At 61.7% G+C, this 13048-nt stretch carries 11 protein-coding genes; 1 reads left to right on the top strand and 10 read right to left on the bottom strand.

Translation table 11 applies throughout. The annotated features are described in order from the left end of the window. Positions 1 to 16: 16 nt before the first annotated feature. The 10 genes from PPRO_RS05650 to xerD form a co-directional block, all read right to left on the bottom strand. On the bottom strand, positions 17 to 844 hold the full coding sequence (locus PPRO_RS05650; RefSeq protein ID WP_011735077.1) for a phosphoribosylformylglycinamidine synthase subunit PurQ: 828 nt from the start codon (positions 842 to 844) through the stop codon (positions 17 to 19). Positions 845 to 1028: 184 nt separating this feature from the next. Next, the gene (gene recQ / locus PPRO_RS05645; RefSeq protein WP_011735076.1) at positions 1029 to 3173 is read right to left on the bottom strand and encodes a DNA helicase RecQ; all 2145 of its coding nucleotides are present in this window, start codon (positions 3171 to 3173) and stop codon (positions 1029 to 1031) included. 147 nt (positions 3174 to 3320) lie between these two features. Beyond that, positions 3321 to 3419 (bottom strand): type II toxin-antitoxin system HicA family toxin, encoded by a 99-nt coding sequence (locus tag PPRO_RS21815; RefSeq protein ID WP_232286696.1) that lies wholly within the window; start codon positions 3417 to 3419, stop codon positions 3321 to 3323. Beyond that, positions 3416 to 3625, bottom strand: a complete 210-nt coding sequence (locus tag PPRO_RS05635; RefSeq protein WP_011735075.1) for a type II toxin-antitoxin system HicB family antitoxin — start codon at positions 3623 to 3625, stop codon at positions 3416 to 3418. The genes PPRO_RS21815 and PPRO_RS05635 overlap by 4 nt, the downstream gene beginning before the upstream one ends. Before the next feature lie 145 nt (positions 3626 to 3770). Next, positions 3771 to 4118, bottom strand: coding sequence for a nucleotidyltransferase family protein (locus tag PPRO_RS05630; RefSeq protein WP_011735074.1), 348 nt, complete (start codon positions 4116 to 4118; stop codon positions 3771 to 3773). 246 nt (positions 4119 to 4364) lie between these two features. Beyond that, complete coding sequence (locus PPRO_RS05625) at positions 4365 to 7355, bottom strand: phosphoribosylformylglycinamidine synthase subunit PurS (protein WP_011735073.1); 2991 nt, start codon at positions 7353 to 7355, stop codon at positions 4365 to 4367. Position 7356: 1 nt separating this feature from the next. After that, positions 7357 to 8457: a mechanosensitive ion channel family protein gene (locus tag PPRO_RS05620; protein ID WP_011735072.1), complete on the bottom strand. Its 1101-nt coding sequence runs from the start codon at positions 8455 to 8457 to the stop codon at positions 7357 to 7359. After that, a complete protein-coding gene (gene purB, locus PPRO_RS05615; RefSeq protein ID WP_011735071.1) occupies positions 8450 to 9745 on the bottom strand; it encodes an adenylosuccinate lyase in 1296 nt (431 codons plus the stop codon). The genes PPRO_RS05620 and purB overlap by 8 nt, the downstream gene beginning before the upstream one ends. A 108-nt stretch (positions 9746 to 9853) precedes the next feature. Then, positions 9854 to 10624, bottom strand: coding sequence for an MBL fold metallo-hydrolase (locus PPRO_RS05610; protein ID WP_011735070.1), 771 nt, complete (start codon positions 10622 to 10624; stop codon positions 9854 to 9856). Between the two features lie 270 nt (positions 10625 to 10894). Then, positions 10895 to 11782, bottom strand: a complete 888-nt coding sequence (xerD, locus tag PPRO_RS05605) for a site-specific tyrosine recombinase XerD (protein WP_011735068.1) — start codon at positions 11780 to 11782, stop codon at positions 10895 to 10897. Between the two features lie 252 nt (positions 11783 to 12034). On the opposite strand from xerD, the gene PPRO_RS05600 reads away from it, so the two are divergent. Continuing rightward, positions 12035 to 13045, top strand: a complete 1011-nt coding sequence (locus tag PPRO_RS05600; protein WP_011735067.1) for an ABC transporter substrate-binding protein — start codon at positions 12035 to 12037, stop codon at positions 13043 to 13045. Positions 13046 to 13048 lie beyond the last annotated feature (3 nt).

Here is a 13048-nt window from a genome sequence, read left to right as displayed (position 1 = left end):
GCTTGAAAACAACGGACTACACCAGATTTTTGCGCACATACTCGGCCGCGTTCTTGTACAGGATCAACCCGTCCCCCTCTTCCGGCAGCTGCTCACGCGTCCAGCGGGGATGCTGGGTATAGTGGACGAAAGCCTCGGGGTGGGGCATCAGCCCCATGAGGCGGCCGCTGGCATCGCAGATACCGGCGATGGCATTCTGGGAACCGTTGGGGTTATGGGGAAACTCCATGGTCGGCCGGACGAAGTCGGGATCCGAATATTTGAAAACCGCCAGGTGTTCCCCTTCAATCCGCTCCAGGGTCTGGGGCGAATCGCAGACGAACTTCCCCTCGCCGTGGCGCATGGGGAGGTAGATGCCGCTCTCGATCCCGCTGGTGAAGACGCAGGGGGATTCCGAATCCACCTTCAGATAGGTCCAGCGGTCCTGGAATCGACCGCAGTCGTTGTGGGTCAGGGTCACCGTCTGGGTCAGGTAGTCGTTGTCAAATCCGGGCAGGACCCCCATCTTGACCATCAGCTGGAAGCCGTTACAGACCCCCAGGATCAGCTTGCCGTCACGAATGAAGCGGAGGAACTGTTCCACCAGCTTCTCGTCCGTACCGGCCACGCTGGCGTGACGCAGGCGGTTGGCCTGGGCCTTGGCGCTCCCCAGGTCATCTCCATCCAGAAAGCCGCCGGTCAGGTTGAGGAAGTGAAAATCGTCCAGCCTGATTTCGCCGGAGAGGATCTCGGCGATGTGGGCGATGACCGCCTCGTCAAAGCCCCCCAGACGGCAGGCGTGGGCCGCCTCCATCTCGCAGTTGGTGCCGTTTCCGGTGATGACGATCGCGCGTGTTTTCCGCATCTGTTTCTCCATGGTAGTAATTTCTTATGACATCAGGGGTATCAGGCTAGTGGGGTCCCACACTCCGGACAGAGCTTGGCGCCCGTGGCGTCCGTGCCCCATGGGGGCGGCCAGGCATTATTTTCAGGTACGACGCCGATCCCAGCGGGTTCCCGACCTTCTTACGTACTGCTCGAATCCGGATTCACCGTTCACGCTTCCAGGCCCCGCGCATCAGGCGCAGCTCCGTGTAGCCGATATCATCCGGCAAACCCTCCTTGAGCAGGGAGAGGCTGAACGGCCCCACCTGCTCCAACCGCGCCTCGATCAGAGACTGTTTTTCCGGGGAGACGAAGCGGCGCAGGTCGATCTCCGCCCCCGCATCGGACAGTTCTTCCAGGTGAGCGGCAACGGTGGTTTCCTTCAGCCCGCGCATGCTGGCCAACTGTGGGAGACCATGTCCTTGGCGATAGAGCCGATAGGTCTGGCGCAGCGTTTCGCTCTGTCCCTGCAGCGCCTGGGGCAGGTCGTCCGGCTCTCCTCCGGTGTCAGCGGCACCACAATGGGCGACGATCAGCTCCAGAAACCGCGCTCCGTAGCGCCTAAGCTTCTGGGTGCCCACGCCGCTGACCAGCAGCAGTTGTCCCTCATCGCTGGGCATGGACCTGGCCATTTCCAGCAGGGTGGCGTCGGAGAAAACCACGAAGGGAGGCACGCCGGCATCATCGGCCAACTCCTTGCGCAGAGCCTTCAGCGCCTTGAACAGAGGCCCGTGCGCCCCATCGACGGCTGTGGCCCGGCGCGACAGTTTTTCCTCGGTGCGGGCCAGGTCACGGGGCTCACCCAGGATGACCCTGGTCTCACCCGTCAGCACCGGCCGGGCCGCGGAAGTCAGGGCCAGGGCGCCGAAGCGGCTGAAATCCTGGCCCAGGTAGCCCAGGTGGATCAGCTGGCGCATGATGTTGTCCCACTGGGCAGTGGAGAGCGCGGCGCCAATGCCGTAGGTGGAGAGGCGGTCATGGCCAAGCTCCAGGATCCGCTGCCCCCGGGCGCCACGCAGCACATCGATCACGTGGCGACTACCGAAACGCTCCCCCACCCGGTAGACGCAGGAAAGCGCCTTTTGCGCGGCCTCGGTGGCGTCGAAGCGCGCGGGCGGATCGTTGCAGATATCGCAGTTGCCGCAGTCGTCGTCCCGCTGTTCGCCGAAATAGGCCAGAAGCGCCCGGCGGCGGCAGGTGAGAGCCTCGGCGTAGGAGACCATGGCGTTCAGCTTCTGCAGTTCGATACGCACCCGCTCGGCGTTGTCGCTGTTCTCGATCAGGGAGCGGGCGGTCATCACGTCCCCCATGCCGAACAGCATCAGCGCCTGGGAGGGGAGTCCGTCGCGGCCGGCACGACCGGTCTCCTGGTAATAGCTCTCCACGCTCTTGGGCAGATCGTAGTGCACCACGAAGCGCACGTTGGGTTTGTCGATGCCCATGCCAAAGGCCACGGTGGCCACCACCACCCGCAGGTCGTCACGGCGGAAGGCGTCCTGCACCCGGCTCCGCTCCCGATCGGGAAGGCCGGCATGGTAGGCAGCGGCGTCGAAGCCGGCCTGTTGCAACCGTTCGGTCACCTGTTCCACCCGTTTCCTGCTCAGCGCATAGACGATGCCGGACTCGTCCCCCCGCCCCTTGAGGAAGGAAAGCAGCTGGTTCACAGGCTTCTGCTTGGGGATCACCGCATAGGTTATGTTGGGGCGGTCGAAACCGGCCACGAACAGGGTGGCCCGTTCAATCCCCAGCTGGCGGATGATGTCCCGCCTGGTTTCCGGGTCGGCGGTGGCGGTCATGGCCACAATCGGCACCGACGGGAACAGCTCCCGCAGCCTGCCCAGTTTGACGTAGTCGGGCCGGAAATCGTGCCCCCACTGGGAGATGCAGTGGGCCTCATCGATGGCGAACAGCGCCAGCTTCAGCCCGCCAAGCCGCTCCAGGAAGTCGGGCAACAGCAGCCGTTCCGGCGCCACGTAGAGCAGGTCCAGTTCCCCCTGAGCCAGTTGCCGGGAAACAGCGCGGCTTTCCTCCGCCGTCAGGGACGAATTGTAGCAGGCGGCGCGAACGCCGGCATCTACAAGCCCGTCCACCTGATCCTTCATCAGCGAGATCAGCGGCGACACCACGATGGCCACCCCCTCCCGGTGCAGGGCCGGGATCTGGTAGCAGAGCGACTTGCCGCCGCCGGTGGGCATGACCAGAAACACGTCCTCGCCGGCCACGACCCGCTGGATCACCTCCCGTTGGGGAGGGCGGAACGAGCCATATCCGAAGACGCTTTTCAGGGTATGGTCAAGAGAGTCGGACATTGCCTTAACTCTTTTTCTTACGCTTCTTGTCTTTGAGAAAATCGTCCCGTGTCTGTTCCACATCCCGCAGTATCTTGGCGAACAGGCCGTGTCCAATCATTTCCCCGGAATGAACGGGCACGACAGTCGCACGCCCATCGGCATGTTTCAAAAAACATGGCTTCCCCGTTGTCGTTCCACGGCAAACCCAAAAGACTCAAGAACGGCAACGACCTCTTTCCCCTCCAAAGCGGGAAATCTGGTCATACCGCTATTCTCTGCACACCTATCAGTTGTTTGCGATGTCGCACAGGTTTCTGAACCTCACGACACAACTCGATTGCCTCGCGCACCCGACTCATCAGTTCGTCAAGGGATGTTGCCTGCGTATGGCAACCGTGCAATTCCGGCACATCGGCCACATAGTACCCGTCCTCATCCCGTTCGATGATAACCGTATATTCGCGTTTCATTCTATTCCCCCTGAGGCAATGGCTGCTGAACGGTTTTGGGGCGCGATGCGTGCATAGAAGACCTTGCGCTCCCCTTCCAACTCCTTGGAACGTTCATATCTGCTCACCGTTCTCAAATAGTCCGCAGATGAGCGCTCACGCTGCTTCATACCGGAATTAACTCTTCGAGAATACGTTTGCCGATTACCGGCTTGAGCGTGTCCCGCTCGACCAGATCGACTTTGCGCCCAACCACTTTGCCAAGTTCCCGTTCAAGCCTTACAAAACCGACCAGCGTCACCGGCGCCTGTTCGTTAAACTCAACCAGCAAATCAAGATCGCTACCTTTTTTCTGCTGACCGTGAACATAAGAGCTGAAAATTCCGAGCGACTTCACGCCATAGCGCGCCTGTAACTCCGGCAGACTCTCCTTTAACGATTGAAGCATTGTTTCCAAAGAATCCTGTTTAGCCTTGGTGGCAGAGAGTTTGTTCGTGCTCTTACGTTCAGCCATTATGTGGTCCTTTCGTGAACGGAGCTGGAGTTGACCGGGCGGAAAATCACTATGGCACCACCCGACTTTTACAAATTCGAGATTATTTTGGGATCTTGTCAATTGTTGAGATCTGACCCTTCCTCCCCCTTCAGCAAACCCCTCCAAGCCTCCCCTTTTCAGGGGAGGCTTAAAGGCTTCCCCCCTGACAAGGGGGGATTGAGGGGGGTTTGTTTTAGGCGTTACAGAACACCAGCTACGGACTACTTACAGCTCCCGCAACGTTTGCTGCCAGGCTTCCTTCAGGTCGGCCAGAGCGGCATTGACCACGGGCGCACCAGAAAGGCCGGTGATGGTCAGGCTCTGTTCCTCCGTCACCACGCCGATGGGGGCGAAGCAGCTGCCGGCCATGATGGCCTCGAACTCGGCCCGCTTCTCCGGATGCACGGTCACCAGCAGGCGCGAGGCGGATTCGGAGAAGAGCAGGTTCAGGTCGTTCCTGGCTGCCCCATCCCCCTTCCAGGGCACGGCGGACAGGTCCAGGGAGATGCCGAAGCCGCCGGCGAATGCCGACTCCGCCGCTGCCACGGCCAGGCCGCCGTCGGACAGGTCGTGGCAAGAAGCCACGATGGCAGCCGCCACAGCCCGCTGGTAGGCCTGGTAGCGGCCATAGGCCGAGACAGCGTCCACCACCGGCACCTTGTTGCCGATCTTTCCCTTCAGGGCCAGGTACTCGGAACCGCCCAGCTCGTCGGCGGTGGTTCCCAGCAGGTAGACGATGTCGGCGGGACGCTTCACATCCATGGTGACCGCCTTCCTGGCGTCCTCGATCTTGCCGATCACCGAGAAGAGGAGCGTCGGCGGAATGGAGATCTTGGTGCTGCCGTCGTAGAAGTCGTTCTTCATGGAGTCCTTGCCGGAGATCAGTGGCAGGTTGTACTCCATGCAGATGTCGTACAACGCCTGGTTGGCGCGCACCAGCTGGGCCATCTTGTAGGGGCCGTCGGGCGTCTTGTCGGAGAGCACCGGGTCGCACCAGCAGAAGTTGTCCAGGCCAGCCACCAGCTCCAGGGAACCGCCAACGGCCACGTAGTTGCGCAACGCCTCGTCCACGGCATTGGCGGTCATGTGGTAGGCGTCGATGTCAGAGTAGCGCGGGCAGATGCCGTGGGCCGTGACCACCCCCTCGAAGGAGTCCAGGATCGGCCTAACAATAGCCGCGTCGGAGGGGCCGTCGTTGGTAACGCCGGTGAACGGCTTGACCACCGAGCCTCCCTGCACCTCGTGGTCGTAGCGACGCACCACCGACTCCTTGGAGCAGATATTCAGGGAGGAGAGCAGTGCCCTGAGGTCGGCGCTGTACTCGCCACCCGCGACCAGTTCCGGTTCCTCGTATTTCGGCGGGGTCCACTTGGCCGGGAGCTGCAGCGGCGGCAGCCCCTCGTGCATGAACTCCATGGGGAGCCAGGCAACGGTCCGCTCGCCGTAGAGCATGTGGAACACGCCGCTGTCAGTGAACTCGCCCAGCACGGTTGCCTCAACGCCGAAGCGCTTGGCCATGGAGAGGAACTCATCCAGCGTCTCCGGCGGCACGGCCAGGCTCATGCGCTCCTGGGCCTCGGAGATCAGGATTTCCCAGGGAGCAAGGCCGGGATACTTGAGCGGCGCGCATGAGAGATCCATGCGGCAGCCGCCGCACTCGCCGGCCATCTCGCCGATGGAGGAGGAAAGGCCGCCGGCTCCGTTGTCGGTGATGAAACGGTAGAGCCCCTTGTCCCGGGCCCGGATCAGGAAGTCGAACATGCGCTTCTGGGTGATGGGGTCGCCGATCTGCACCGCGGTAACCGGAGAGTTCTCGTTCAGCTCCTCGGAGGAGAAGGTGGCGCCGTGGATGCCGTCCTTGCCGATGCGGCCGCCGGTCATGACGATAACATCGCCCGGTTTGATGGACTTCTCGTGGGAGGGTTCGCCATTCAGCCGGGCAGGCATGATGCCGGCCGTGCCACAGAAGACCAGCGGCTTGCCGGCATAGCGTTCGTCGAACACCAGGGAGCCGTTCACCGTGGGGATGCCGCTCTTGTTGCCGCCGTGCTCCACCCCCTCCACGACCCCCTCGTAGATGCGACGCGGGTGCAGCAGGCGGCTGGGCAACGGCTTCTCAAAGAACGGGTCGGCGAAGCAGAACACGTCGGTATTGAAGATCAGCTTGGCCCCCTTGCCGGTGCCGAAGGGATCACGGTTGACCCCTACGATGCCGGTCAAAGCCCCGCCGTAGGGATCCAGGGCAGAGGGGGAGTTGTGGGTCTCCACCTTGAACACCAGGGAGTGGTCGTCGTTGAATTTGATCACACCGGCGTTGTCCTTGAACACGGAGAGGCAGAAGTCCTTCTCCCCCATCTTCTCGCGCACATCCTTGGTGGTACGCTGGATGAAAGACTTGAACAGGGAGCGGATCTCCTGCTTGTTGCCGTTCTCGTCCTCGTACTGCACCGTGCCGGCGAAGATCTTGTGCTTGCAGTGCTCGGACCAGGTCTGGGCCAGGCATTCCAGTTCCACGTCGGTCGGCTTGGGGCCCAGCCCCACCTTCTTCCGTTCTTCCAGCACCTTGGCATCGCGGTAGTGGGCCTGGATGATCTTCATCTCATCCAGGGTCAGGGCCAGGATGCCCTCTTTACTGATGCGCATCAGCTCGTCGTCGGAAACCTCCAGGTCGATCTCGCTGACGTCAGCCCTGGTCTGGCCGACCACTTTGGGAGCGACCGCCGGGAACCCCCGTTTAGCCATGAACTCCGCCACGGGCAGCACGGTGTAGCGCTGGATCAGGGTGTTGCACAAGAGGCCGGTGGCGATCTTCTCCACAGCGGCGGCAGCGAGGTCCCCCTTCAGCAGGTACTGCACCGAATAGTAGACCCCCTCCCCTTCGCCAAAGGGGCGGCCGGCCAGGTAGGTCAGCGCCTCTCGGGCCGTGCGCCCCACGTTGTCGGTCACGCCGGGCCGGAAGCCGACCTCCACGGCAAAGTCGAAGCCGGTTGCCAGGGGGAGATCGATGCTCCAGCGCTGGATGACCGGGTCACTAAAGGGACCGGCTGCGGCCTGCTTGAGCTGTTCAGGGGAGAGGTGGGCGTCCACGGTATAGACGTCGATGGTGGCAACCTCCTCCACAGCCAGGTGCAAAAAGTGTTCGATCTCCCGCTTGATCCGCTCACCGCGGGCGTCGCGAACTCCCTCCTTCAGGGCGATTTCTATTCTGTTGGCCATATCAGTCCAGTCCTTTTTCCATAATCACCGTCCGGGTGGGGAACGGTATCTCAATAGCGTTGTCGGCAAATCGACGCAGGATCAGCGAATTGATCCTGTCGGTGGTCGTAAACAGGATTTCGTAACTCTCGACCCAGAAGAACAGGGCCATGCTGAGAGATGAGTCTCCGAAGGCAACGAAAAACGCCTCCGGCGGCGGGTCAGCCAGCACATCATCCACCGCCAGGGCCGTATCCACCAGCACCCGCTTGACCCGTTCCACATCGCTGCCATAGGCCACGCCGATGTTGATGCGCCCCTTGGCCCGCACATCGGGAGCAGCCAGGTTGGTCAGCATGCTGTTGCACAGTTCCGAGTTGGGGATCACCAGCTGCTGGTTGGAGAGGGTCATGATCTTGGTGCTGCGCAGGCCGATGTCCAGCACATCGCCGGTCTGCCCCCCTGCCAGCTGGATACGGTCGCCGATCCTGAAGGGGCGGTCAAGCATCAGGGTGAACCCGGAGATCATGTGGGCCAGGGTGTCCTTGGCCGCCAAACCGATGGCCAGGGAGCCGATCCCCAGGGCGGTGACCACCGAGAAGATATCATAGTTAAAATGTTTGAGGATGATGATTAGGGCCGTACCCATGAGGAGCAGCAGGGCCAGCTTTTCGGCAACCGGCAGCATCTGGCGCGAGATCAGGGCATCGCTCCGCTCACGCTGACCGGCGATGTACCACTGTATCAGTTCGTCCAGGGCATGGTACACCAGGTTGAAGAAGACCGCCACCAGCACGACGTAAAGCAGGCCGGAGAAGATCACCACCAGCCGTTCGTTCAGCGGCAGGGAGTGCATGGCCAGGTAGAGCCCCAGCATGGTCAAGAGACGCGACACATGGGGAATAAGCCGCTGCAGAATGCGATCGTCAAGATCGGAGCGGGTAAAGGTGGTAAGCCTGCGCCCCCACCTGTTCAGGATCCAGCAGGCTGCTTGAGCCAGCAGCCAGAAGCAGGTCAGGATCAAAAGCGCCACCAGCAGCTCTTTGGCCCATACCCTCAGGATTCCGTCGGTTTCCTGGGGCCGGAGGAAGCTCTGGAGCAATGTGAGCAGTCCGCTATTCACCGAATACCCGTTTGAAGATGGTGTTCACGTGCTTCAGGTGGTAGTTCAGGTCGAAGGACTCGCGGATTTTGGCCTCGCCCAGGGCGCCCACCACCTCCTGGTCGTTCAACAGCTCGGTCAAGAAGTCCTTGCCCTGCTCCCAGACCTTCATGGCGTTGCGCTGCACCAGACGGTAGGAATCCTCCCGGGAGACGCCGGCCTGGGTCAGGTCCAGGAGAATCTTCTGGGAGAAGACCAGCCCCTTCATCTGGTTCAGGTTCCTGAGCATGTTTTCGGGATAGACCACCAGGTTCTCGATCAGGCCGTTCAGACGGCGCAGGGAGAAGTCCAGGGCCACGGTGGCGTCCGGGCCGATGTAACGCTCCACCGAGGAGTGGGAGATGTCCCGCTCGTGCCAGAGAGCCACGTTTTCCAGGGCCGGAATGCAGAGGGAGCGGATGTAGCGCGCCTGACCGGTGAGGTTCTCGGAGAGCACCGGGTTGCGCTTGTGGGGCATGGCCGACGACCCCTTCTGCCCCTTGCTGAAGAACTCCTCCGCCTCCAGCACCTCGGTGCGCTGCAGGTGGCGGATTTCAACGGCGATGCGCTCCATGGAGGAGGCGATCAGGGCCAGGGTGCAAAAGTATTCTGCATGGCGGTCGCGGGGGATGACCTGGGTGGAGACCGGCTCGGCCTTGAGCCCCATCCTCTGGCAGACGTACTCCTCAACAAAGGGGTCGATGTTGGCAAAGGTGCCCACCGCGCCGGAGATGGCGCCGGTGGCGATGGTCTCGCGGCTGGCGGCCAGGCGGTCACGGTTCCTCTGCATCTCGGCGTACCAGGTGGCCAGCTTGAGGCCGAAGGTGACCGGCTCGGCGTGAATGCCGTGGGAGCGGCCGATGCAGACCGTGTCGCGGTGTTCCAGGGCGCGCTTCCTGATGGAAGCCAGCACCATGTCCAGGTCCACCAGCAGCTGGTCGGCCGCCTGGGTCAACTGCACCGACAGGCAGGTATCGAGGACATCTGAAGAGGTCATCCCCTGGTGAATGAAACGCGCCTCGGGCCCCACATATTCGGACACCGAGGTCAGAAAGGCGATCACGTCGTGCTTGACTTCGGCCTCGATGGCGTCGATGCGGGCGATGTCGAAATTGCCCTTCTCACGGATCACCGGCACCACGTCCTTGGGGATGACCCCCAGTTCCGCCTGGGCCTCGCAGGCCAGGGTCTCTATCTCCAGCCAGATCTTGAAACGGTTTTGGGCGGTCCAGATGTGGGCCATCTCGGGGCGGGAATAGCGCTCGATCATTGTCTGTATGTTCTCCTCTGATTGGTTTTGGTCAATGCAGGGGCATCCCTTGTGGTTGCCCGTTATTTTGAGACGAAGAGCCGGGGAGGCAGGTTCACGCCAAGAGTATCATATCTCCATCACTTCGCTGGCCCGGTACTGGTCGCCGATGGCCACGGCCGGCGAGCAGACGTTCTGCTCGCTGAGAAAGGCCCGGCTGGCGCGGGTCACATGGTCCGGGTGGTTGTTCACCTCCGACAGGTGGGCCATCACCAGTGCCTCCAGCCCCCCGTGGGCCAGTTCGAACAGCAGCTCCAGGGATTCGGCGTTGGAGAGATGGCCGTGGCGCGACTTGATGCGCTGTTTCAGTTCCCAGGGGTAAGGGCCGTTCATCAGCATATCCAGATCATGGTTCGATTCCAGGTTAAGGGCCCGGCAACCGCGCAGTTTATCCCGTACCAGGTGGGTGGCGATGCCCAGGTCGGTGGCCGAACCGCAGCGCCCCTCCCGCGACTCCAGCACGAAGCCGACCGGATCGCAGGTATCGTGGGTAATGGGAAACGGGTCGATACGAATGTCGCGGAAGTTCAATTCGCTGCCGGATTCAAACGGGATCACCCGGCAATTCTTGAACTGCTTTTCCATCTTGTGCTGGACCAGATGGCTGGCAAGAATGGGAACCTTGAACTTGCGGGCAAAGGAACCGGCGCTGCGGATGTGGTCGATATGCTCATGGGTAACCAGCACGCCGTGGACACCGGAGGCGTCGATAGCACGCCCCTCCATGCGCAGCACGGTTTCGCGTAGCGACAGCCCCGCATCGATCAGCACGCGGGTATCACCGGTCTCCAGATAGAGACAGTTTCCCTTGCTGCCGCTGGCCAGCGAACAGATTTTCACACAGACTCCAGAGATTGCGGGTTGATCATGCGCCGACGTGAAACACGAGCGTTATCGAGAGAGTAGGATAAAAGCCGCATGCGGGGATCACGGGCGAGCCCATGCCCCCTGGATTTAAACGAACAGTATATACAAGAATCGGGGCGGAGTTTCAAGGCCAATCGAGCCGGCACCGGATGCTGCATCAGCGCAGAGCAGTTTCTTTTATCATCAAAAACAAAGAGTTGGTAAAACCGGAACCTGGACAACGAAAAATTCCCCACCGCCCCCTCATCCCCGGGGATGAATCTCCTGGTGCAGCCTTTTCAACCGCTCGCGGGTGACGTGGGTGTAGATCTGGGTGCTGGAGAGATCGGCATGGCCCAGCATGATCTGCACGCTGCGCAGGTCGGCGCCGTTCTCCAGCAGGTGGGTGGCGAAGGAGTGGCGCAGGGTATGGGGCGAAATATCCTTCGCGATTGCGGCGAGTTTCGCCCGCTTCCTGATCAGGTTCCAGAAGGCCTGGCGGCTCATGGCATCCCCCAGGCGGGAGAGGAAGAGATGGGGGGTGCGCCCCTGGGGATCGAGGCGGTAGCGGGCCTCCTCGATATACCTTCTGACCCGCCCGCGGGCCGACTCGCCGATGGGCACCAGCCGCTCCTTGTCCCCCTTGCCCACAACCATCAGGTATCCCACATCAAGGTTGACCTGGCGCAGCGTGATAGTGACCAGTTCCGATACCCTTAGCCCGGTGGCGTAGAGCAGCTCCAGCATGGCACGGTCACGCAGATCCTCCCCCGACGTCCCGGCGCAGGCGGAAAACAGGCGGTCCACCTCCGCCGGCTCCAGGAATGCCGGCAGCTTGTGCAGGGTGCGGGGCGCTTCGAGTATGGCCGACGGGTTGTCGTCACAGTACTTCTCGATCATCAGGAACTTGTGGAACATGCGGATGGCCGACAGACAGCGCGCCCTGCTGGCCGGGGCGAGCCCCTCATCTCTCAGTCTTACCAGAAAGGAGGCGATATCGGCCGCCGTCACCTCGGCCGGCTCGTTTTTCCCCCGCTCAGCCAGGAAATCGAGGTAACGCCCCAGATCGCGACTGTAGGCCTGGCGGGTGTTGGTCGCAAGCCCCCGTTCCACGGCGATGTAGCCCAGGAATAGGTCCAGGTACTCGTTCACGTCTCTCTCCTTGCCGATGGCGGCGTTGACGACGGCATCCTCTTTAAGCCGGGCAAGTCACTCCACGGCGTGCTGACCATCTCTCCCTGAAACCGCCGTACCCCCTTCTCGGGAAACCGGTTGATCGGCAATTATTTTGTAGCACAGGGGGTAATGAAAATATACAATGCTCTTCACCTATTACCCCGAGGCAGAGGGCACACGCCCCGCTCTCTCCAGGGGGAACAATGCGCCATACCCGGAGAACGATCCGTGCCCTACGGAAAAACCACACTGCTGCCCTTCCTGCTGCTGTTTCTGCTCCTGGGGACTCTCTGCCCCGCAGGTGCAGGTGCAGGCGCCGCACCCTACCGGGTTCTGGTTGTCATGAGCTATCATGAAACCCAGCCCCTGGAGGAAGAAACCAGGAAGGGGATCGAGTCGGTCCTGCAGGGCAAGGCTGAGTTACACTACGTCTACCTGGACACGAAGTACAACTCCCATCAGGGAAAGGAAAAGGCGGCCACGGCGTATGCCCTGTACCGGGAACTCCGCCCCGACGGTGTCATCGCCGCCGACGATGATGCGCAGGCGCTGTTCGTCGTCCCCTTTCTGAGGAACAGGGTCACAACGCCGGTCATGTTCTGCGGAGTCAACGCGGAACCGGACCGCTACGGCTACCCTGCCCGCAATGTATCCGGCATTCGCGAACGCTCCCACATCAGCGAATCCATAGCGTTTCTGCAGCAGCTGGTCCCCTCGGTCAGAAGGATCGCCTTCATGGCCTCCGACGATGCCATGGGGAAGATACTCAAGAGCCTGGTCGAGAGGGAGGCCCAATCGTACTCGGCAACGTCGCTGCCGGTCAGGTTGGTAACTACCCTGGGCGAGGCGAAGAGCGCCGCCCTGGAGCTGCGCCAGCAAAGTGACGCCCTGCTGCTGTTCTCCATGGCCTCGATCAGGGATGCAGCACACAACCATCCCAACGACAGGCAGATCTTCAGCAGCCTGTCACGGCAATACGGCAAACCGGTTATCGGCACGACTGATTACATGATCCGCCACGGTCTGCTCTGCGCCGTGGTCAACTCCGGCCGGGAACAGGGGGCCACCGCCGCCAGAATGCTGCTCAGGGCCATGGACGGAACAGCGGTCTCCCGGATTCCGCTCACCAGCAACTACGAGGGGAAGCGCATGATCAATGTCACCGTCATGAAGTCCCTGGGCATCAGGCCACGTCCGATCGTCCTGCGCGGCGTGGAACTGGTCAATACCGCTGAATAGGCA

The sequence above is a fragment of the Pelobacter propionicus DSM 2379 genome, from assembly GCF_000015045.1.
Lineage (GTDB): Bacteria > Desulfobacterota > Desulfuromonadia > Geobacterales > Pseudopelobacteraceae > Pseudopelobacter > Pseudopelobacter propionicus.
This window is presented reverse-complemented; position numbering and strand designations above follow the sequence as displayed.